The organism is Halobacillus sp. ACCC02827, assembly GCF_030291935.1.
GTDB lineage: Bacteria > Bacillota > Bacilli > Bacillales > Halobacillaceae > Halobacillus.
The window spans coordinates 1,055,200-1,075,293 of sequence record NZ_CP128168.1; the positions used below are offsets into that span (position 1 = coordinate 1,055,200).

21 protein-coding genes are annotated in these 20,094 nt (G+C 48.8%); 13 read left to right on the plus strand and 8 right to left on the minus strand.

Going from position 1 to position 20,094, the window contains the following annotated elements:
* Positions 1-45 precede the first annotated feature (45 nt).
* The 3 genes from lplA to QRD89_RS05490 all read left to right on the plus strand — a co-directional run bounded on the left by lplA (position 46) and on the right by QRD89_RS05490 (position 3,982).
* Positions 46-1,047 (plus strand): lipoate--protein ligase, encoded by a 1,002-nt coding sequence (gene lplA, locus QRD89_RS05480; protein WP_286096465.1) that lies wholly within the window; start codon positions 46-48, stop codon positions 1,045-1,047.
* Positions 1,048-1,185: 138 nt separating this feature from the next.
* Positions 1,186-2,724, plus strand: coding sequence for a fatty acid--CoA ligase family protein (locus tag QRD89_RS05485; protein WP_286096466.1), 1,539 nt, complete (start codon positions 1,186-1,188; stop codon positions 2,722-2,724).
* A gap of 325 nt (positions 2,725-3,049) precedes the next feature.
* Positions 3,050-3,982, plus strand: coding sequence for a hypothetical protein (locus QRD89_RS05490; RefSeq protein ID WP_286096467.1), 933 nt, complete (start codon positions 3,050-3,052; stop codon positions 3,980-3,982).
* Positions 3,983-4,311: 329 nt separating this feature from the next.
* Here QRD89_RS05490 and QRD89_RS05495 read toward each other — a convergent pair whose 3' ends face one another.
* On the minus strand, positions 4,312-4,770 hold the full coding sequence (locus QRD89_RS05495) for a DUF3939 domain-containing protein (RefSeq protein ID WP_026578345.1): 459 nt from the start codon (positions 4,768-4,770) through the stop codon (positions 4,312-4,314).
* 24 nt (positions 4,771-4,794) lie between these two features.
* Here QRD89_RS05495 and QRD89_RS05500 point away from each other — a divergent pair, with 24 nt between their 5' ends.
* Together QRD89_RS05500 and QRD89_RS05505 are read left to right on the plus strand one after the other, a co-directional pair.
* Complete coding sequence (locus tag QRD89_RS05500) at positions 4,795-5,016, plus strand: hypothetical protein (protein WP_152413410.1); 222 nt, start codon at positions 4,795-4,797, stop codon at positions 5,014-5,016.
* A 123-nt stretch (positions 5,017-5,139) separates the two neighbouring features.
* Positions 5,140-5,643, plus strand: coding sequence for a competence protein ComK (locus QRD89_RS05505; RefSeq protein ID WP_152413409.1), 504 nt, complete (start codon positions 5,140-5,142; stop codon positions 5,641-5,643).
* On the opposite strand, the gene QRD89_RS05510 is transcribed toward QRD89_RS05505, so the two are convergent.
* Positions 5,588-5,980 carry a YhjD family protein gene (locus tag QRD89_RS05510; protein ID WP_008638839.1) on the minus strand — a complete coding sequence of 131 codons (393 nt, stop codon included), beginning with the start codon at positions 5,978-5,980 and terminating at the stop codon, positions 5,588-5,590. The genes QRD89_RS05505 and QRD89_RS05510 overlap by 56 nt on opposite strands.
* 216 nt (positions 5,981-6,196) lie before the next feature.
* On the opposite strand from QRD89_RS05510, the gene QRD89_RS05515 reads away from it, so the two are divergent.
* The 5 genes from QRD89_RS05515 (at position 6,197) to QRD89_RS05535 (ending at position 15,057) form a co-directional block, all read left to right on the plus strand.
* Positions 6,197-6,838, plus strand: coding sequence for a TVP38/TMEM64 family protein (locus QRD89_RS05515; RefSeq protein WP_008638837.1), 642 nt, complete (start codon positions 6,197-6,199; stop codon positions 6,836-6,838).
* A gap of 61 nt (positions 6,839-6,899) precedes the next feature.
* Positions 6,900-7,436: a signal peptidase I gene (gene lepB / locus QRD89_RS05520; protein ID WP_008638835.1), complete on the plus strand. Its 537-nt coding sequence runs from the start codon at positions 6,900-6,902 to the stop codon at positions 7,434-7,436.
* A 133-nt stretch (positions 7,437-7,569) separates the two neighbouring features.
* Positions 7,570-11,070, plus strand: coding sequence for a helicase-exonuclease AddAB subunit AddB (gene addB / locus QRD89_RS05525; protein WP_286096468.1), 3,501 nt, complete (start codon positions 7,570-7,572; stop codon positions 11,068-11,070).
* Complete coding sequence (gene addA, locus QRD89_RS05530) at positions 11,070-14,786, plus strand: helicase-exonuclease AddAB subunit AddA (RefSeq protein ID WP_286096469.1); 3,717 nt, start codon at positions 11,070-11,072, stop codon at positions 14,784-14,786. Before addB ends, addA begins: the two co-directional genes overlap by 1 nt.
* Positions 14,770-15,057 carry an HNH endonuclease gene (locus QRD89_RS05535; protein WP_008638821.1) on the plus strand — a complete coding sequence of 96 codons (288 nt, stop codon included), beginning with the start codon at positions 14,770-14,772 and terminating at the stop codon, positions 15,055-15,057. The genes addA and QRD89_RS05535 overlap by 17 nt, the downstream gene beginning before the upstream one ends.
* Positions 15,058-15,156: 99 nt before the next feature.
* Here QRD89_RS05535 and QRD89_RS05540 read toward each other — a convergent pair whose 3' ends face one another.
* From QRD89_RS05540 to QRD89_RS05565, 6 genes are all read right to left on the minus strand, one after another.
* The gene (locus tag QRD89_RS05540) at positions 15,157-15,375 is read right to left on the minus strand and encodes a spore germination protein (RefSeq protein ID WP_008638817.1); all 219 of its coding nucleotides are present in this window, start codon (positions 15,373-15,375) and stop codon (positions 15,157-15,159) included.
* A 63-nt stretch (positions 15,376-15,438) separates the two neighbouring features.
* Positions 15,439-15,807, minus strand: a complete 369-nt coding sequence (locus tag QRD89_RS05545; RefSeq protein WP_062512875.1) for a spore germination protein GerPE — start codon at positions 15,805-15,807, stop codon at positions 15,439-15,441.
* Positions 15,800-16,003: a spore germination protein GerPD gene (locus QRD89_RS05550; RefSeq protein ID WP_008638815.1), complete on the minus strand. Its 204-nt coding sequence runs from the start codon at positions 16,001-16,003 to the stop codon at positions 15,800-15,802. The genes QRD89_RS05545 and QRD89_RS05550 overlap by 8 nt, the downstream gene beginning before the upstream one ends.
* On the minus strand, positions 16,000-16,554 hold the full coding sequence (gerPC, locus tag QRD89_RS05555) for a spore germination protein GerPC (RefSeq protein WP_008638814.1): 555 nt from the start codon (positions 16,552-16,554) through the stop codon (positions 16,000-16,002). The genes QRD89_RS05550 and gerPC overlap by 4 nt, the downstream gene beginning before the upstream one ends.
* A 44-nt stretch (positions 16,555-16,598) precedes the next feature.
* Positions 16,599-16,826: a spore germination protein GerPB gene (locus QRD89_RS05560; RefSeq protein ID WP_062512877.1), complete on the minus strand. Its 228-nt coding sequence runs from the start codon at positions 16,824-16,826 to the stop codon at positions 16,599-16,601.
* A gap of 10 nt (positions 16,827-16,836) precedes the next feature.
* Entirely contained in the window at positions 16,837-17,058 is a 222-nt protein-coding gene (locus tag QRD89_RS05565) for a spore germination protein (protein WP_008638811.1), read from the minus strand.
* A gap of 87 nt (positions 17,059-17,145) precedes the next feature.
* On the opposite strand from QRD89_RS05565, the gene QRD89_RS05570 reads away from it, so the two are divergent.
* From QRD89_RS05570 to QRD89_RS05580, 3 genes are read left to right on the plus strand one after another with little or no spacing between them, the layout of a single operon-like run.
* Positions 17,146-18,336, plus strand: coding sequence for a DUF418 domain-containing protein (locus QRD89_RS05570; RefSeq protein ID WP_286096470.1), 1,191 nt, complete (start codon positions 17,146-17,148; stop codon positions 18,334-18,336).
* Between the two features lie 18 nt (positions 18,337-18,354).
* Entirely contained in the window at positions 18,355-19,557 is a 1,203-nt protein-coding gene (locus QRD89_RS05575) for a DUF2157 domain-containing protein (RefSeq protein WP_286096471.1), read from the plus strand.
* A complete protein-coding gene (locus QRD89_RS05580; RefSeq protein ID WP_026578350.1) occupies positions 19,550-20,050 on the plus strand; it encodes a GDYXXLXY domain-containing protein in 501 nt (166 codons plus the stop codon). The genes QRD89_RS05575 and QRD89_RS05580 overlap by 8 nt, the downstream gene beginning before the upstream one ends.
* Positions 20,051-20,094: the final 44 nt, after the last annotated feature.

The window sequence follows — 20,094 nt, forward strand, 5'->3', positions numbered from 1 at the left end:
CGCTTACAATAAGAGAGGGAATAACGGACTGAAAGGGTGAACGGTATGCTTTTTATCGATCATGAAGGAATTAGCGATCCAAGAATCAACCTGGCTATTGAAGAGTACGCTTTGAAAAACCTGGATATTAACGAAACGTATCTGCTGTTCTATATCAACGAACCGTCGATTATCATCGGAAAGAACCAGAACACGGTGGAAGAGATCAACACGAACTACGTCGAGGAGAACGGCATTCATGTGGTACGCCGGCTTTCCGGCGGCGGTGCCGTTTATCATGACCTTGGAAACTTGAATTTCAGTTTCATTACGAAAGACGACGGAGACAGTTTCCATGATTTCGCGAAGTTTACAGAACCGGTAACGCAGGCGCTTAAGAAACTCGGTGTCAACGCTGAGTTGTCCGGGCGTAACGATATTGTCGCTGAGGACGGTCGCAAAATTTCAGGAAACGCTCAGTTTTCCACCAGGGGAAGAATGTTTAGTCACGGCACGCTGATGCTGGATTCAGAAATCGAGAATGTCGTCTCTGCCCTGAATGTCAAGACAGAGAAGATAAAATCGAAGGGTATTAAATCCATTCGCAGCCGCGTGGCCAACATCTCTGAATTCATGGACGAAAAGATCTCCATGCAGGAATTCAAAGAATTAATTCTCCGCTATATTTTTGATGTCGAAGACGCAGCCGATGTACCACAGTACAAGCTGACAGAAGACGACTGGGCGAATATCCACAAAATTGCGGAGGAGCGCTATAAGAACTGGGATTGGAATTACGGAAAATCACCGAAATTCAACATTCAGCATACGAAGCGTATCGAAGGTGCCGGCAGTTATGACATTCGTCTGGACGTGACGAAGGGGTATATACAGAATGCGAAGATCTTTGGAGACTTCTTCGGCGTTGGTGACATCTCAGAAGTGGAAGATGCGCTGATCGGTACGAAATATGACCGTCAATCGCTTTCTGCGGCTTTAGATGACATGGATGTGTCGTACTACCTTGGGAAGATAACGAAAGAAGATTTTCTGGAAATGATTTATTAAGGAGGACGCCGGTGCGGATAGGACGCACCGGTGTTTTTCTATTATTTTGCAAAAGTTGCTAAATAATTGTCAGTATTTTATAATTATATAGAAAATTAATAAATTGAATGATTATTCATTCATTGAGGAGGAGCATGCATGAACTTAAGCGAACAGCTGTCGCTTACCGCCGGCAGACAGCCCGAGAGCGATGCTTACATATTTCAGGGCAAACGGGTCAGTTACCAGGAGTTTGATTCGTCGGTTACGAAATTTGCTGGTGCGTTGTCGCAGCTTGGATATGGAAGCGGGGATCATATCGCGCTTGTGAGTGGGAATAGTCCTCTGTTTATGATCGGTCTTTACGGTTCCCTTCGTGCAGGAGCGACGGTCATCCCGATCAATCCGACTTATACCGTGGATGAAATGAGCTATATTTTAAAGAATGGCGATGTGAAGGCTGTCATTACGATGGACATCCTCCTTGAGCAGTTTGAGTATATGGATGAGTCCCTGGATATCCTTCATTACTTCGCTGCGGACACAGGGTCCGGGATCGATCATTCCGCTTCTTCGCTTTCGGGAAAAATGAAATCGTTTACAAGTGTAGTCGCAGGAGGAGACCCTTTGTTTGAAGGGCCGCCTTTAAACGAAGAGGATGTGGGCGTCATTCTTTACACATCCGGTACGACCGGAAAACCGAAGGGAGCGATGCTCACCCATCGGAACCTGTATTCCAACGCCACAGACGTGGCGGATTACTTAGCGATCAACGCGGAGGACCGTGTCATAGCGACACTTCCCATGTTCCACGTGTTCTGTTTGACGGTCAGCTTGAATGCCCCTTTGATGAATGGTGGAACGGTGCTCGTCGTTCCTAAGTTCTCTCCTCAGGAAGTTTTTGCCGTCGCAGAGGAGCATAAGGCTACCGTATTCGCCGGAGTTCCGACGATGTACAATTATCTGCTCCAAACCGGTGCAGGACAGGAGCCGACATTCCGCCATATGCGTTTGTGTATCTCCGGGGGGTCTTCTATGCCTGTTTCTCTGCTTCAATCTTTTGAAGAGCGGTTTGAAGTGCGTATTTCTGAGGGGTACGGGCTCTCCGAAGCGTCTCCTGTAACCGCATTCAATCCGCTGGACCGTCCAAGGAAGCCCGGTTCGATCGGTATGAATATAAAGAATGTTGTTAATAAAATCGTGGATGAGCTCGGGGAAGAGGTCGACACGGGAGAGGTTGGAGAACTCGTTGTCCAAGGTCCCAACGTCATGAAAGGGTATTATAAGCTTCCGGAAGAGACGGCTGTCACAATCCGCGATGGCTGGCTTTATACGGGAGACATGGCCCGGATGGACGAGGATGGTTATATTTATATCGTCGATCGGAAAAAGGATATGATCATTGTCGGCGGTTACAATGTGTACCCGAGGGAAGTGGAAGAAGTTCTTTACCACCATGAAGATATAACAGAAGCAGCGGTTGTCGGTGCGCCCGATCCGGAGCAGGGAGAGACGGTGATCAGTTTTGTCGTTTCAAAGAACCCACTGCTTACGGAGGATCTGCTGAAAAACTACTGCAAGGAAAAACTGGCCAAATACAAACGTCCTTCGAGAATCGAGTTCATGAAAGAGCTGCCGAAGAATACGACAGGTAAAATACTTCGCAGGAATCTTCGCGAACAACTCACCAATTCCTGACCGGTGTGGACGGCTTTCATCTAAATACAGTTCTACCACTAAAAGGACGTTTTCTAAGAAAGCGTCTTTTTGGTTGGCTGTTTTTATGGAGAGGAGCAGCGGGATCCGGAAAAAGGACACTTTCCGCCTGGGTGGCCGATGAGTCTCCATCGCGTCGCGCTTCCAGGGGCTCACCTGTTGCGCTGATCCTGCTGGAGTCTGCCCGCTTTCCTTCCACCTTCTGGAGGAATTGGCCTTCCGTGATTATTTTGTATGACATAAAATGGGAACCAAAAGCTATCATCCCTCGTAAAAGGTAGAAGAGATAAAAAGGAAGGTGACTGGAATGGCAGAATTACATGATTTGCTGATGGATGCAAAGAAGAAGATGTACGAAAAAGATCAGCTGGAGCGTAAAAGGGAGAAACGAATCGCAGAAGCGGAGGCGCTTCGGCTTAAGGAGGAGGCACTCCGGCATAAGCTGCAAGAAGAGGAGGAAGACGTAGAGAAACTCGAGAAGATGAGTCTAATGAACCTCTTCGTTACCGTGAGTGGAAGAAAGCTGGAACGGATGGAGAAAGAAAAGCGTGAGGTTGTCGAAGCGCGTCTTAAGTGGAGGGAGGTAAAACAGGCGGTTAAAGAGATTCAGCGGGAGATTTCCGGGATGGAAGCCGCCATCTCTGCACTTGGAAATCCTGAGAGGGAGTACGATCGCTGTTACCAGGAGAAAAAAGCAAATTTGATTAAAAAAGGCAGTCAAAAAGGAAGAAAAATAATAGAGCTTGGAAACCAGCGTTCTTTCCTTCAAGCAGAACTTGTGGAAATAGAGGAAGCTGTAACGGCAGGAAAGCAGGCGGGTTCGGCGTTGGACGAAGCTGCAACTTCTCTGTCATCAGCAGAGAACTGGGGCGTACTCGATATGGTTGGCGGCGGTTTTTGGACAACCGCCGTCAAACATTCCGAACTGGATGATGCGGATCGCTACATCCGAACAGCGCAACAATATTTGCGGACATTCGCAAATGAGCTTGACGATCTTCACGACCATTATGAAGTGAAATTGGAAGTTTCCAGCGGATGGGCTGCAGCTGACTACTTCTTTGACAGTCTGGTCGTTGATTGGTTCGTCCAAAATAAAATTCAAGCATCCCAGAAAGAAGTAGAAGATTTACGAAGCAGGACGTATGCAGCTGTTGCAGAACTAGAATCTCTCCATCAGCAATACGAACAGCAGGAAGCGGAATTGAAACGCGAACAGGACCAGGTCATCGGTGCCTGAGGGCGGATAGGTAAGTGGGTATTCGGTTGTAATTTATTTGAAAATTCGCAATGGATTTGCGGAATACCGCAACTTTTTTTCGGTGATATAGGAGAAAGAATATATTACAATAGAATCAGATAAGCGCTGATGCTTATTTATCTCAACTATTTATGATTGGTTGTCATAAATAGGTCAGTAACTTGCTTACTGATGAGTGCAGCGTTGAAAAAGTGCTTTCCTCTCAAAAGAACTTTTTCAAACAATTTATTCCCTCACTCAAAAGTTAACCAGTCGTCTCTTTTTGCCAATGCTCACGTGAGCATTGGTCTTTTTTTTATCCAGATCATTCATCCCCCCGGTTTTTGATAGGTGATCATATATTCCTCTTTTGTCAGATAGAAATCCCTTTCCGGACGATACGGTAACAGGCCGAGTCTCTCCAGCTTATAATAACTTATCCGTTTATATGGATCTCCATCGATGATGGGAAGCTCCTGTGTCTGCTTCATATAGAGATCCAGGGCATGCTGGACCATGTCAATGTCATGAGCCAGGTCCTTATCCTGCTCCTCGAACAGTTGATATGTTTCGCGTGACATGTAAAACGTGTCTTTAGGGACAGCGTGCAGGTAGGGGAAGAGCAGCTCATAATCCAGTGTTAAATCATCCTGGATGAGCACGCTGAGCGGCACTTCTTTCGGTTTCGCGTCGGCATAGGAATGGACGGCTTTCCGGATATCATGAATGGATAGGTCTTTTTGTTCCGGCTCTTTTCCGCCGGTCTGTTTCTTTTTGCGGTTCCACATAATAAATCCTCCTTGGATTTGGTTTTGGAGCGGATCGATTTGGAAAAGGCGGCGATGGATGGCGCAGTTAGCGAGATAGAGGGGATGATCATGTTGGAAAATGACAGACAGAAAGAAAAACAAAAGCTTCAGCCGGAGCTTGAATTCTTCACCTTACTTAACCCCGGCTTCGGTCAGGAGGCCCGTTCTTCAGAAGAAGAAGGAAAAGCAAATGGAAAGATCAATAATTGTAGTATAACAGAGTGAAAAAAACATTTTTCGAGAAAGTTTAGACTTTTCGGACTATTTTTGGTAAATTGAAGAAGATAAGCGGTCAGTTCGACCTATGTGGATGGACGACCGCAACTTGAATGGAAAGGATTGAATTGGATGACGTATATTCGAATGGAAGATTATGAAATCAATTCCCACACGATGGCGCTGCTTGCAAAAGAAAACGAGGATGGACAAGTCTACACGGAAGTGCTCGAGCTTGGAGACAGGTTTGATATGACCAAGTGCCCGAGCGATATCGTTGATGATTCCTGTCGATATTTTGCAAGCAGTCTGGAAGGACGTCTTGCCGGGACAAAGCAGGTGACCAATTACACGCATAAACCCCCGATTGTGGTTTCCGAAGCCATGAGCATTTACTTCTTCCCTATTATTTCCCCAAAACGCAAGGATTGCACCTGGATTGCCCACAAATACGTCCTCACCTACGTTTCTGAACCCGACCATACGATTACGGTCCATTTTACAAATGGAGAATCCGTGAATCTGCCTGTATCTTATGGGATGTTTGCCAATCAGATTCAGCGCGCCGCCCATCTGCAGGTTATCCTGCAGGACCGGTTCCGCCAGGCTGACCGGATTGCTGAGACCTTCTCATAAGTTCAAATAGGATATTCTCGACCTTTTTCCTTATAGCCGGGTTGAAGTAGTTTCGTTTCTCTTCATACCCGTGGGCAAGGAACAGGAAGGAAGTGAAGGAATCATTACGTCCGGATTCCACGACCTGCAGATTCCGCTGGTCCATCTGCTTTCTCAATTCCTTCCGCTCTTTCCGTGCTTCCACCTCCATCTTTCCAAGCATCTCCATGTAAGGCTCTTTGATTTTGAATTTCCCCTGCTCCACATGTTTTCTGTCCTGCCGGATCACGGTGATCGCCATAGATAGAAATAAGTAGCGGGATGCGAGATCCAGTTCTTGTTGTTTCAAATACCTCATTCCATTCCCCTCCGAAAAGCGAACGTTTGTTCTTATTTGTATTATACCACGCTGGACCTGTAATTATGCAAGCGGGTTTTTGGGAGAGGAATAAAATGGAATTAAAAATGGGATTACAGGGGCGGGGAATACGTTGAGTTCTGGCGGAGAGCGGTCTTTTTGGTTAAAATAGAAAATAAAGACTGCATCGAAGGCAGGTACATAAGGAGCTGCAACATGAATAGTGTGACGGGAAAGATCGATCAGTGGCGCAACCTTGCTGAGAACGATCAATTATTCGATTATATCATCAGGCAGCTGGAAGGGTTGGAGAAGTTCGGTCCGGTGCCGGGGATCTTATTTCCACTGCTGGAGGCATTTTTGCCTTTTCTTCCGCTGGTTGCATTTGTATTGGCTAATTCGGTGGTGTACGGGTTGTTCAAGGGATTCCTGTACTCTTGGCTTGGTGCTGTTCTTGGATCTATAGGGGTCTTCCTCATTTTCAGACGGCTAGGGGACAAGCGTGTTTTTCAAAAGATCACGAACCAGAAACAGGTCAGGAAGGTCGTTCGATGGGTAGAGGAGCACGGGTTCGGTCCGTTGTTTCTTCTCATGTGTTTCCCATTCTCACCATCCTCGATCATCAATATTGTGTCGGGACTGTCAAACGTCAGTAAGCAGCAATTCATACTCGCTGTTCTGCTGGGGAAATCCGTGATGATCTTTACCATATCCTATATTGGTGCAAGCATAGCCTCGTTCGCGCAGAATCCTATGAAATCGATTGTCGTAGGTGTATGTATCCTTCTCTTCTGGATCCTCGGGAAATACCTCGAGAAGAGAATCCAGAAGAAGATGGACGAAAAAACATACCGCTGAGGTTATTTTCATTCTCGTAAGGGTAGAATGTTTGTAGTATAACTACCTGGAGGATCAGAGGATGAGAAAATACCGCAGAGCTATCCGGATCGTACTTCTCGCACTGGTACTGGCCTTCGTCTTCCGAAACTATTTGTTCGCAAGCTACATCGTAGACGGGGAATCAATGGAACCGACGCTCTATGACGGCAATCTGTTGATGGTGAATAAAGTAGTCTACGACTGGAGTGATGTAGGCAGACAGCAGGTCATTGTATTTCACGCGAATGCCGAAGAAGATTATGTGAAGCGTGTGATTGGTGTTGCCGGAGATGAGGTTGCTGTCAGGGATGATCAACTGTACATTAACGGAAAGAGAATGGATGAAGGGTATCTCGATCCACTGCGTCCACATGACGGAATGCCGTTTACGGAGGACTTCACGCTTGAAGAAGTGACGGGGGAAAAGAAGGTGCCGGATGGTCACATATTTGTGATGGGAGACAATCGGCGCGACAGCTTGGACAGCCGTTACTTCGGTTTTGTTCCAGTAAGGCAGGTGGTCGGAAAGGTCGATGTCCGTTACTGGCCTTTCAATCAGCTGGGAGTGCAATTTTGACAGGCTTCAAGGGACTGCCTTTATCGGCGGTTCCTTTTTTTGTGTCGTGGATGAGCGCTCCAGGCCTCATACATGCCGGGGAAATGATAAAATGAGACATAACATATAAAAAAACAAAAAGGGGAGAAATCGGATGGGAATACGTTTTTTGCTCGGACGTTCAGGAGCAGGGAAGAGCAGCCGCTGTCTTGCGGAAATCGAAGAAAAATTAAAAAAAGACCCGACCGGACGGGCGATCGTGTACATCGTCCCGGAGCAGATGACGTTCCAGCAGGAATACGGACTGTTAAAACGGGAGGGAGTGGAAGGATCGATACGTGCCCAAGTGTTCAGCTTCTCCCGTCTGGCTTGGCGCGTTCTTCAGGAAACAGGCGGCGGCACGAAGAAATTCATCACCTCGACCGGGGTCCAGATGATGCTGCGGAAAATCGTCGAAGAGCGGACATCGGATTGGCGGGTGTTTCAGAAAGCTGTGGAAAAACAGGGGTTCATTGAACAGCTGGAAACGATGATCACGGAATTCAAACGCTACCGGATCATGCCCGGGGACTTGCAGAATCAAATGGAAGCTCTGGATCAATTTGTCCATCGTACGAGCCAGGAGCAGGGGCTTCGCGACAAACTGGAGGACCTGACATATATTTATGATCGTCTTGTTGATGCACTCCGTGATACGTACATAGACAGTGAAGATCAGTTGGAGCTGCTTGCTTCCAAAGTTCCGGGCGCTTCGTTCTTGGATGAGGCGGATGTGTACATCGACGGGTTCCACAGCTTCACGCCTCAGGAGTACGGAGTAATTGCTGCTCTCTTAGATAAAGTGAAGACCGTCCATGTCACCCTCACGACAGAGGTTCCGGAGGACGAGCAGAATCCTGAGCTCGATCTTTTCCACGAAACGAAGCAGACGTATTTAGATTTGAAAGCTCTCGCAGAAGAAACGGGGGCAAAGGTGGAAGGTGTGGAAATCCTAGATCATAAAGTCGGAAGGATGAAGGAACAGCCGGCCTTTCTTCATTTAGAAGAGTTTTACGATAAGCGTCCGGCACACGCCTTCGAGGGAGAAGTGCCGATCAAGCTTGCAGAAGCGGTCCATCCCCGTGCGGAGGTGGAGGGTGTGGCCCAGGAGATCCTTCACCTCGTTCGCGACCAAGGCTACCGCTACAAAGATATCGCCATCCTCATGCGGGAGCCGGAGGTATATCACAGCGTTATTGAAACGCTGTTTGATGACTATGAAATCCCGGTCTTCATCGACGAGAAACGAACGATGCTCAATCACCCGATGATGGAATTCATTCGCTCGGGCCTCGATGTCGTAGAAGGGAATTTCCGCTATGATGCGGTCTTCCGGCTTCTTAAAACAGGTTTCATCCCGGCGACGGACCGGAAATATCCGCTTTCGGAAGATGCCATTGATGAGCTGGAGAACTATGTGCTGGAATACGGGATCCGTTCCAGGACGCAGTGGTTTTCCGATAACCCATGGGTGTACCAGCGGTTCCGTGGTTTTGAGCAAACGTCTCAGACGGATGAAGAAAAGGAGAAGCAGGCGCGCATCAACGCCTACCGTGAACAAGTCCGTTCCGGTCTTCAGGAATTCGATGAGAGTCTGCGGGCGGCGGAGACAATCGAAGAGCGCGCCCGGGCGATTTATTTATGGCTGGAAAGGACCGGAGTGCCGGCACGTCTTGAGAAATGGCGCGATTTCTATGATGAATCCGGGGAGCTGGAGAGAGGCCGCGAGCAGGGGCAGGTGTGGGATGCTTTTTTGCAATTGCTCGATGAAATGGTGGAAATGGCAGGAGAGGAGAAAATGTCTCTTCAGGTCTTCCGCAGTACAATGGAAAGCGGACTGGAGTCGCTGAACTTCGCTCATGTCCCGCCGAGTATGGATCATGTCATCGTAGGTAGTGTGGACCGGTCAAGGATGACAGGTATCAAAGCCGCTTTCCTGCTTGGTGTGACCGATGGTATGTGGCCGATGAAGCCGCCGAGCGATGGGATGATATCTGAAGAGGAACGCTCCTTGCTGGCTGGATTCGGACTGAAGCTCGCAGACGGCAGCAATCGCCAGCTCCTTGATGATCGTTTTTATGTGTATTTGGCATTGACGATGGCACGAGACAAGCTGTGGATCAGCTATCCGTTAAGCAATGAAGAAGGGAAGTCGAAAGTTCCCGCCACGCTCATACAACGTATGGAAGAACTGTTTCCATCCTGCCGGGAGCATGTCCTTCTTCAGGACCCGGATGATTTGTATGATGCGACCCGCTTCATCACAAATCCGGCCAAGACCCGGTCTGCGCTCACCTCGCAGTTCTCCCGCTATTTAAAGGGATATGTCATGCAGCCTGTCTGGTGGGATGTGCTCCATTGGTATATGGAAAACGAACCGGCACATGGTCTGACAAACAGAGTGCTGCAGAGCTTGTTCTATAAAAATAAACCGGTCGATTTGGCCAAGGAGACGACGAAGCAGTTATTCGAGAAGACGGTGAAGACGAGCGTGTCCCGTCTGGAGACCTATCACCGTTGTTCCTACCAATACTTCGCCCAGCATAGTCTTCAGTTGGACGAACGGCGCACCTATAAACTGGATGCGCCGGATATCGGTCAATTGTTTCATGAGGCGCTGAAACAGATCACAGAGTGGGTGCAGTCGGAGGGGCGCGACTTTGCCCAATTGAACCGCATGGAAACAGACCAGTATGCTGCCCAGGCGACCCAACAGCTTGCTCCGATTCTGCAAAATCAGATTCTGCGCAGCTCGAACCGCTATCAGTATATTCAGAAGAAGCTGGAGCAGGTCATCGCCCGCGCGGCATTTGTGCTCAGCGAGCAGGCGAGAAAAAGCAACTTCTCTCCGGTCGGTTTAGAACTCGGGTTTGGTACCGGTGGAGATGCCAAGCTCCCGCCGCTTAACTTCCAGCTTCCGAACGGTTTCGACTTGATGCTGAGAGGACGGATCGACAGGGTCGATAAAGCCCTCTCGGAAGAAGACCTTTATTTACGCATTATCGACTATAAATCAAGCAGCAAAGGACTGAACCTCGTCGATGTTTTCTATGGGTTGTCTCTGCAGATGCTGGCTTATCTGGACGTTGTATTGACGAATGCGGAGAACTGGCTCGGCATGCAGGCGACGCCTGCCGGAGTGCTTTATTTCCACGTTCATAATCCGATGATCACAGGCAAACAGCTGCTGCAGGATGAGAAAATCGAAGAAGAGATTTTCAAGAAGTTTAAGATGCAGGGTCTTCTGCTTGAAAATGAACGGGTCGTCCAGATGATGGATACGGGACTTGAGAAAGGCTACAGCCAGATTGTACCTGCTGCGTTGAAGGCGAACGGCGGATTCTATAAGAGTTCGCAGACGGCGGACGCCGAACGATTCGAGCAGTTGAAGAACTATATTCGGGGATTAATGGTGGAAGCAGGAACGAAGATTACCGACGGCAGAGTCGACCTTGATCCTTTCCAGAAAAATCAACAGGTCGCCTGTGAGTTCTGTTCCTACCGCTCCGTGTGTCAGTTCGATCCGTCGATGGAAGAACACCAGTACCGTAAACTTCAGGATATGAAGGATGATGATGTACTGGAGAGATTAAGGAAGAAAGGGGGGGATGAGTGATGGTCAGCTGGACAAAAGAACAGGAACGTGCCATCTACACACACGGTTCGGATATCCTCGTCTCTGCGGCTGCAGGTTCAGGAAAGACGGCGGTACTCGTTGAGAGGATTATCCAGAAGCTCCTGCATGCAGAGCGTCCTGTCGATATTGACTCGCTCTTAGTCGTTACATTCACGAATGCGGCAGCGCAGGAAATGCGTAACAGGGTCGGGCAGGCGCTTGCGAAGGCGTTGGAGGCGAACCCCGGGTCCAATCATTTGAAAAAGCAACTCGCGCTGTTACAGAATGCATCGATTTCGACGCTTCACTCCTTTTGTATGGACGTCGTCCGCCGCTATGCTTATATGCTGGATCTTGATCCCGGATTCCGAATTGCGGATACAGTAGAAGCGGATATGATTCAGCAGGAGGTGCTTGAGGAGCTGTTTGAAGAGTGGTATGGGAAAGAAGGAGAAGAACAGGACAAGTTCTTCGATATCGTCGAGCGTTTCTCCAGTGATCGAAGCGACTTGGACATGGAGACACTGATTCTGGATCTTTATACATTCGCGACCCAGAACCCCTGGCCGGAGGAATGGCTTGATGACATGGTCCGCATGTACGATGTAAAGAATGTAGAATCCGAAGCGGATCTGCCTTGGCTTGAACTGTTGAAACAGGAAGTCGTCAGTCAGCTGAAAGCGATGGAGGAAGAAGCCCTTCTTCTGGTGGAGTTGACGAGGGAGCCGGATGGGCCGTCCGCCTATGGAGAAACGGCAGATACAGATTTGGAGTTGATCCAGCACGCCAAAGGGGCGCTTGCCCATTCGTGGGAGGAGATGCAGCGCTTCATGAGCGACCAAAAGTTCGCGGCGCTCTCCCGTAAAAAAATGGACTGCGACCCTGCCAAGAAGGAAAAGGCGAAAAAGGTGCGGGACCGCTATAAGAAACGATGGAATGACCTGCGGGATGAGTGGTTTTCCCGGACGCTCGACAGCTATTTGAAAGATATGCAGGCTCTCTATCCTGTCATGGAACAGCTTGCTGTGATCGTAAAAGACTTTAAAGCAGGATACGAACAGAGGAAGAAGGAACAGGCGCTCGTGGACTTTTCGGATTTGGAGCATTACTGTCTCAACATTCTGCTTCATGAAGAGGCATCACCGGATCGTCTCGTCGCTTCCAGTGTAGCCGAAAGCTTCCAGCGCCAGTATACGGAAGTGCTGATTGATGAATATCAGGATACGAACCTCGTTCAGGAAACGCTGCTTCGCCTTCTTACGGAGGGGGACGAAGCGGGGCACTTGTTCATGGTCGGAGATGTCAAACAGAGCATTTACCGATTCCGGCATGCCGAACCGGCCTTATTCCTCAACAAATACAAAAAGTATGGAACGGAAGAGTCAGAAGGAGAGCGAATTGATCTTGCACGTAACTTCCGAAGCAGGAAGCAGGTGCTGGATGCGACGAACTACATCTTCCGGCAGGTATTGGATGAGGAAGTCGGGGAAATGGAGTATGAGAAGGATGCCGAACTCATTTACAGTAACGCCATTTATGACGAACTGACAGCCGACGATGCCGATGCTGAGCTTTTCCTGATTGACCGCGAATCCCAGGAAGGAGATGGCGTGGAGGATGAGGGGTACAAAGATTTGGAGAAGGCTCAACTGGAAGCCCGTGCCTATGGAAAGATGATTCGGAAATGGCTCGGTTATGACGGAGATGAACCGCTTCAAGTCGTTGATAAGGAATCAGGAACGAAGCGGCCGATCCAATACAGGGATATTGTCATTCTAATGCGTTCGATGACGTGGGCACCGACCATTGTTGACGAGTTGAAGCAGCAGGGAATCCCGATTTATGCAGAATTATCAACAGGCTATTTTGAGGCCATTGAAATAAAAGTGATGCTCAGCCTTTTGAAAGTTATCGATAACCCGATGCAGGATATTCCGCTCGCCTCCGTCCTGAAGTCGCCGCTTGTCGGACTGAATGAAGACGACCTTGCCCGGATCAGGCTTGCGAAGAAGCGCAGTACGTACTATGAAGCTTTGAAAGCCTATGTGGAAAAAGATGAGCTCGGTCGGAAAATTGATGCGTTTATGACCCAGCTGAAGCGTTTCCGGGAACAAGCGCGTCAAGGAGCCTTGTCCGAATTAATTTGGGCAGTTTTCCGGGAAACCGGATACTATGATTTTGTCGGAGGAATCCCGGGAGGTCGTCAGCGTCAGGCGAACCTCCGTGCTCTTTATGACCGGGCAAGAAGTTATGAGACGACGTCCTTCCGTGGATTGTTCCGATTTCTGCGGTTTATTGAGCGGATGGAAGAGCGGGGCGACGATCTGGGTGCAGCCAAGGCACTCGGGGAGCAGGAGGATGTCGTCCGCATCATGACGATTCACAAAAGTAAAGGGCTGGAATTTCCTGTCGTCATTCTTGGAGCAATGGATAAGCAGTTCAACATGATGGACCTTAAGAACCGCTATCTGCTTCACAAGGATTACGGATTTGGATCCCGCTATATCGATCCGGCTAAGCGGATCATGTATCCGACGCTTGCTTATCATGCGTTGAAGGAGGCGAAGCGCAGGGAGCTCCTCGCAGAGGAGATGCGTGTCCTGTACGTTGCACTGACAAGGGCAAAAGAGAAGCTTGTCATGGTCGGTAACGTCGCCTCTTTTGAGAAAAAACAGACGAAATGGCAGGAATTTACGGAGGTGAAAGGCTGGACGCTTCCTCCGCATGAACGTTTGGCTGCGAAATCCTATTTGGACTGGGTAGGGCCGGCCCTTATCCGGCACGATGCTGCAGATGAGCTGCGCGGGGAAGTCGGCGTATCGACAGCGGATGAGATACGCTATGATAATTCCCAGTGGCGTGTACAAATTGCACACGGAAGTGAATTCTCCGAGCTTGATGAGGTGAAGGAGCAGAGGGATGAAGTACTCAAGAAAGCGGTGGAGGAGTGGCAGCCGGTTGCCATGGAAGAGAGTGGCGACAACCTTACTGAACGGTTGAATTTCGTCTATCCTCATGAAAAAGCCGCTTATACAAGGGCGAAGCAGACGGTAACGGAAATCAAACGGCAGCGGGAAACGTTGGACGAATATTCGAGCGACCAGCTGCTCGTCCCCTATCGTCCACCGATTGTAAAACGCCCGCGCTTCATGCAGGAAGAACAAACGCTGACGGCTGCAGAACGCGGAACAGCGATGCACGCGGTGATGCAGCACCTCCCGCTGACAAAGGTATGGACACCGCTTCAAGTGGAGGAATATACAGAAAAATTGGTCGACAAAGAAATTCTTCGCAGGGAAGAGGCGGAAGCGGTCGACTTCGCCGCGATTGCTGATTTCTTTCAAACGGATGTCGGTGCGTTTCTTCTCCAGGCGGAAAGCGTAGAACGGGAGGTGCCGTTCAGTTTGACTTTACCTGCAGGAGAGGTTTACAAAGAATGGGACGCAGGTGCAGAGGAACAGGTATTTATCCAGGGGGTCATCGATGCGATTGTCCCTTACAAAGATGGTTGGATGATCCTCGACTATAAATCAGACAAGCTACCGGACGATCCGCTCGCTGCCGAAAAACAGATGGCCGATCGTTACCGGACGCAGCTGGGATTATATCGTACCGCTTTGGAGAAAATATGGAAGCAGAAAGTACACAAAGCTTGTCTTTACTTCTTTGACAAGTCGCTTGTCGTGGAGGTCGATGCTGATGGAGGAGACCTGTGATTTGTGCGGCCGCTCTCCGGTGAAGACAACGGAACACCATCTGGTCCCGAAACAATATGGAGGCACAGATGGTCCGACGGTCATGCTGTGCAGTGCCTGTCACCGTCAAATTCATGCCCATTTCACTAATGAGGAACTGGCAGGCTTCTATCATTCGTTGGAGAGGCTGAAGGATCATCCGGATATGCAGAAATATATCCGCTGGGTGCAGAAGCAGGACCCGGAGAAAAGAATCACCACAAGAAAATCCAACCGACGGAGGCGGAAGTAGACGACATTACCTCTATGCGGAAAAGGAAAAGCCAGGGCGTTTCGCCCTGGCTTTTCCTGGTAGAAGGGCGAGCGCTGCTCGCTCTCGTGTGGGTCGCTTCTACGCGTTGGCTGTAATATTCTGGTCGTTAACGTCCGGGTCAAATGGGTTCGTAGAGCTCAGACCGTTGTTCGTAATGATCCAGTTTCCGGTATTCAGTGCTCCGGAACCGGAATTCGTTTTGGAACTGCTTTTCGGAGACAGATAAAACGAATCTCCAAAGTTGACTACGCCTCCGCCGACGCTGTTGATACTGATGGGACCGACGATAGCCGGCATCGCAATCGCCTCCTTCGTGGTGCGATTCCTGCGTTATATATCTACAATATGCAGGGTGGGCTGTTAACGTTCGTCTAACAGAATACGGAAGTGCTTAGTGTAGTTGACAGAGTCAATATGGTCAATACCGCCGATTTGCAGTGCCGATGCGGTGGAAACCCCAATGATTCGTATACGATCGACGTGTATCGATCCGGTTGGGTAATGATACGTGTCGATGTCTACGGGAGGGAGAGGCGGGGAAGACTCTCTGGCAAAGATGGAGAAATCTTCATAGCGGAATGGATCCGATTGAAATACCGATCCCTCTTTTTGGACAGCCAGTACTTTGGAAAAGGGGGCAAATCGGTAGACGTCCCCAATTTCAAAAACAGAGGAGATTAACACGGAAAGCACCTCTACCTCATCCGTAAAGACCATTCTCTTAACCATTCGGTTCCATCTCTACGTTGGAGTCTTCCAGTACCTCTTCGAATGGACCGATAATCAGCGATTCTGGTGGTGTATCGAAGAAAGACTGGAGGCGGATCGTTTTGTTATCCCCGATCAGAAAGACGGAAGATGCCGAGACACCTGTCACATGGATGTTCCCGACATGCAGGCCGTAGTTGTGCACAACATGGTTCACGGTTTATCATCCCCTTCAAGTGTTTGGAAATATTGAGCCATAGACTCCTGAATTTCTGTTTTGATCTGGTGATAGATCGTCTCTGCAGGAAGCTGTGGATTGTGGCTGCGATAGCTTTCCAGCCGTCTAGGCAGCTGTTTCTTTATATCTGTGATCATTCGTTCCTTATGGTCTTCCCGGATAGGGACGTTGTGATCGCATATATATTGGTCCATCCATGGCGGAACATCGGAAGCCATATAATTCTGCAGGGCATGAAGTACTTGCTCATCCGATTGAAGCGCCTGGTGTTGTGGATTGCTGTAAAGGTCGCCGATATCAGAAAGGTCGGACCCGTTTGGCGTCAGGCCGATCTGGAGAGTGCCTTCCAACGTCTCGATTTTCAATTGGTCGAAGTGGTATTCGATTTTTTCAATGACGGTTTTCGGTGGGGGATCCGTGTCTTTCATTTGTTCCACCTGTTTCTGGAGTTGTTCGATCACCTTCTGCTGTTGTTCCATCTGCTGCATCATCTGCTGGACCCACGCCTGCCATGATTGATAAGGATTCATATGCGTTCACCCCCTGTCTCATATGTATGAGAAAAAGGGACGTACTATGTTATGGAAAATGGAACCAGCGACCCTGCTGCTGTTTCTGGAATGACGACTTCTCCTTCGACCGGCTGGGCTTCCTGAGCAGGAGAGGTAAACTTCCCGGAGTTATAAAGATCGGCCTTCGCCTGAATGACGCCGGAGCTTCCTATCTGGACGACCGAGGAGTTCGAGACAGAGCCGATTCTTAATATATGGATATAGATCGATTGATGGACGGTAAGGTTCATGGAATCCCCCCTATGCGTTGTTAAAGATCGGCTGATCGATTACTTCCGAGTCGTTGATATACGTATTGGCGCTGTTCAAATCGATGCGGATCCCGTCACCGGTGTTGAACGAACCGCCGCCGGCAAATGTTTTAGCCATGGCTTGAGGAGCCATGTTGTACACATCGCCGATGTTGAAAATACTGGATGACGAAATGGATATGACTTTGACGGCACCTACTTTAGCTGGCATATGAAAAAACTCCTTTCCACATATTATGAAACGTCGTTGTCTAAATGACGTAATAAAAGTAAAATAATCTTCATAGGGGGAATACATATGAAAACGACCGCTTCACCTTTACATGACACCGAACGTCTGGATTGGGTCGATGCGGCCAGAGGTCTTGCCATTTTCGGTATCTTCATGGTCAATGTACCTGCTTTCAATGCTCCATACTTCCTGTATGGAGGCGAAGCAGTTTATTGGTCTTCGACGCTCAGCCATTCGGTACAGACGTTCATCGATATCTTCTTTCAAGCAAGCTTCTACACATTGTTTTCCTTTCTGTTCGGCTTTGGCATGCAGATGATGAAGGACCGATTGGAGTCGAGGGGGCTCGCCTATCGTTCTGTCCTTTTCCGCCGTCTGGTCGTCTTGATCTGCTTTGGGATGATTCATGCCTTCCTTATTTGGCACGGAGATATCCTTCTTTCTTACGGGGTACTCGGCATGGTGCTTCTCTTCTTTTTCCGTGTGGAAGACCGGACACTGCTCCACTGGGCATTTGGAATGCTGTCCTTCCTCGTTATTCCGCTCACATTCAGCCTCTACACCGTAAGGGATCAAATCCAGGGTATCGTTAATCAAGAAGCGATCGTGGAAGCAAAAATGAATTATGGGTCTGGTTCCTTTCCGGACATATGGCGGCAGAACTGGAGCGATTGGGCGTATGCTAATCAATGGGGAAATATTCCTTTTCTCGCTCTCAGTTTAATTCCGATGTTTCTCTTCGGCATGTATGTCTGCAGAAAGCGCTTCCTGCATGAGCCTCTGGACCACATGGCTTCCATCATTCGTTTATGGGCGGCGACGGGAGTGATCTTCTTTTTGTTCAAGGCGGTACCACATTTCTTTGGTAACCCGGAATGGTTCCACCTTGCGCAGGACAGTATCGGCGGATCGGCATCTGCCATTTTTTATATTTTATCTATTACACTACTGTTCCGGACGGAGTTCGGTGCGAAAATAGCAAGGCCGCTGACTTGGGTGGGGAGGATGTCCCTGTCCAACTATATCCTCCAATCGCTCCTCAGTTTCGTGCTTTTTTATTCCGTAGGCTTCGGTCTGTACGGGACCGTTCCGCCGTTTGAGAGCGCGCTGATCGTCGCGGCGTTCTTCATCGTCCAAATCTTTCTCAGCAGGGCGTGGATGAAGAAATTTCGTTACGGACCTCTGGAGTGGGTATGGAGAACAGGGACGTACGGAAAGAAACAAACGTTGAAGCGGAAAGGTTCCGCAACTTCATAGGAGAAGGGGGCGTTAGGGATGAACCGGGAACAGCTTAATAAAGAAAGTAAGAAATGGGTGGAGCAGTCCATTATCACAGAAAGTCAACGGGAACAACTAATGGGGCTTTATCCGAAAAAGCAGAGTAAACCGATACTTGTCCTTTTTGCAGCCATTTTCATCGGACTCGGCTTCTTGACATTCGTGGCCTCCAATTGGTCTTACTTGACGAATATCGGCAGGATGGCCATTTTAATCGTTTCGCTGCTCGGTTTTTATGTGGCGGGTGAGCAGGTTTATCATAAAAGATCGAAGCAGATCGGAACGTCATTGATCATTGTCGCTGTCATGATTTTCGGTGCCAGCTTGTTCTTAATCGGGCAAATGTATCATTACAGCTCCTATAGTGCTCTTCCGTTCTTTCTTTGGGGTCTCGCCGCCTTCAGTTTATATGTTTTATTCAGAGAGGTGCCGTTTTACTATACGACGCTCGTCATCCTCTCTGTGGGGCAGTTATACAGCGGTCTCTTCCATCAGGACTATCATTTATGGATCGGGGTCCTCTTCCTTTTCGGCATAGGATGGGCTGTGTACCAGGAGCAGGGGGAGAGGAGTCAGGCAGCATTCGGTATCGGGTTTGTCATCCAGTCGATCGTCCTCGTATTCAGTGAAGGCATTCCATACTACTGGCTGCTTGCACTGTTCTTGTTCCTGTATGTAGCGGGTGACTTTCTTATTCGTAAAGGAGCGAAGCATCTACTGAAGACCGTAAGTATTCTGGCTGTATTTATTATTCTTGTTTTTCAGGCTTTCTTCCTTGGAAACGTGTACGTTGGGGAACTAACGGAGTCTTCCCTTTATTTTTTCTTGGTATGGGCGGTGCTGTTCGTCTTTGCAGTGGTGCGATCGGCTGTCAGCTCCACTAACTATTACTGGATTGATTTGCTGCTTTTCGTTCCTGTCTTCCGCTTTATGTTTGGTGATTTCCTGTCCCTTGGACTGCTGTTCATCTATGCACTGCTCTGGCTCATCTCAGGCTACAGGCAGGAAGTGTCCAGATGGGTGAATAAAGGTACGGCGGCTTTCCTGATTGCAACCCTTGTTGCTTATTTTCAACTGGCATGGAATTTTCTCGACCGCTCCTTGTTCTTCTTCCTGGGAGGATTACTCTTATTTGCTCTCAGCTTCTTCCTTGAGAAGAAGCGGCGGACAATTTATAGAGGAGGGGTAGAGCATGACTAAGCGGAAGTGGTATTACGCGTTGGTCCTTCTACAGGTGCTCTTCCTTGCAACGATGTCCGCTTCCTACTATGCGATGGACATATGGGGGAAAGAAATTACCCTGCGAACCGAGCCGATCGATCCCCGGGATCCTTTTTACGGTGATTACATACGACTCGAATACGAAGTAGAGACAATTCCTGAGGATCGTTGGAAAGTGGAAGAAGAGTTGAAGGAGGGAGAGCGGGTTTTCCTGATTTTACGAGATTCGGGAGAGGGTATTTATGAGCTGGATCGAGCGACTACGATGTGGCCTGAAACGGAAAAAGCAGTCGTACTTCAAGCGAAATACGAAAGGTATGACAGCGGTTCTTCGAACTATCATGTCGACATCGGGTTAAGCCGATATCATGTTCAAGAGAATACCGGTCTTTTATTGGAACGACGGGAAACGTTATTTGTCGACATCGTTCTAGCTCCCTGGAAGCAGAAGAAGATTTCTGAAGTGAAATAAAGTGGGAATTGTTCAAGGGAGAGAGAAGAGGGGTGCTTTGCAGG

Excerpts from the sequence above, each read along its gene's own strand:
- QRD89_RS05490 (WP_286096467.1), top strand. The coding sequence starts at position 3,050 with ATGGCAGAATTACATGATTTGCTGATGGATGCAAAGAAGAAGATGTAC.
- lepB (WP_008638835.1), top strand. The coding sequence starts at position 6,900 with ATGAGAAAATACCGCAGAGCTATCCGGATCGTACTTCTCGCACTGGTA.
- QRD89_RS05505 (WP_152413409.1), top strand. The coding sequence starts at position 5,140 with ATGACGTATATTCGAATGGAAGATTATGAAATCAATTCCCACACGATG.
- QRD89_RS05495 (WP_026578345.1), bottom strand. The coding sequence starts at position 4,770 with ATGTGGAACCGCAAAAAGAAACAGACCGGCGGAAAAGAGCCGGAACAA.
- QRD89_RS05540 (WP_008638817.1), bottom strand. The coding sequence starts at position 15,375 with ATGCCGGCTATCGTCGGTCCCATCAGTATCAACAGCGTCGGCGGAGGC.
- QRD89_RS05535 (WP_008638821.1), top strand. The coding sequence starts at position 14,770 with ATGGAGGAGACCTGTGATTTGTGCGGCCGCTCTCCGGTGAAGACAACG.
- QRD89_RS05570 (WP_286096470.1), top strand. The coding sequence starts at position 17,146 with ATGAAAACGACCGCTTCACCTTTACATGACACCGAACGTCTGGATTGG.
- QRD89_RS05580 (WP_026578350.1), top strand. The coding sequence starts at position 19,550 with ATGACTAAGCGGAAGTGGTATTACGCGTTGGTCCTTCTACAGGTGCTC.
- addB (WP_286096468.1), top strand. The coding sequence starts at position 7,570 with ATGGGAATACGTTTTTTGCTCGGACGTTCAGGAGCAGGGAAGAGCAGC.
- QRD89_RS05515 (WP_008638837.1), top strand. The coding sequence starts at position 6,197 with ATGAATAGTGTGACGGGAAAGATCGATCAGTGGCGCAACCTTGCTGAG.
- QRD89_RS05575 (WP_286096471.1), top strand. The coding sequence starts at position 18,355 with ATGAACCGGGAACAGCTTAATAAAGAAAGTAAGAAATGGGTGGAGCAG.
- lplA (WP_286096465.1), top strand. The coding sequence starts at position 46 with ATGCTTTTTATCGATCATGAAGGAATTAGCGATCCAAGAATCAACCTG.
- QRD89_RS05510 (WP_008638839.1), bottom strand. The coding sequence starts at position 5,980 with ATGAGGTATTTGAAACAACAAGAACTGGATCTCGCATCCCGCTACTTA.
- QRD89_RS05560 (WP_062512877.1), bottom strand. The coding sequence starts at position 16,826 with ATGAACCTTACCGTCCATCAATCGATCTATATCCATATATTAAGAATC.
- QRD89_RS05485 (WP_286096466.1), top strand. The coding sequence starts at position 1,186 with ATGAACTTAAGCGAACAGCTGTCGCTTACCGCCGGCAGACAGCCCGAG.
- QRD89_RS05565 (WP_008638811.1), bottom strand. The coding sequence starts at position 17,058 with ATGCCAGCTAAAGTAGGTGCCGTCAAAGTCATATCCATTTCGTCATCC.
- QRD89_RS05545 (WP_062512875.1), bottom strand. The coding sequence starts at position 15,807 with ATGGTTAAGAGAATGGTCTTTACGGATGAGGTAGAGGTGCTTTCCGTG.
- addA (WP_286096469.1), top strand. The coding sequence starts at position 11,070 with ATGGTCAGCTGGACAAAAGAACAGGAACGTGCCATCTACACACACGGT.
- gerPC (WP_008638814.1), bottom strand. The coding sequence starts at position 16,554 with ATGAATCCTTATCAATCATGGCAGGCGTGGGTCCAGCAGATGATGCAG.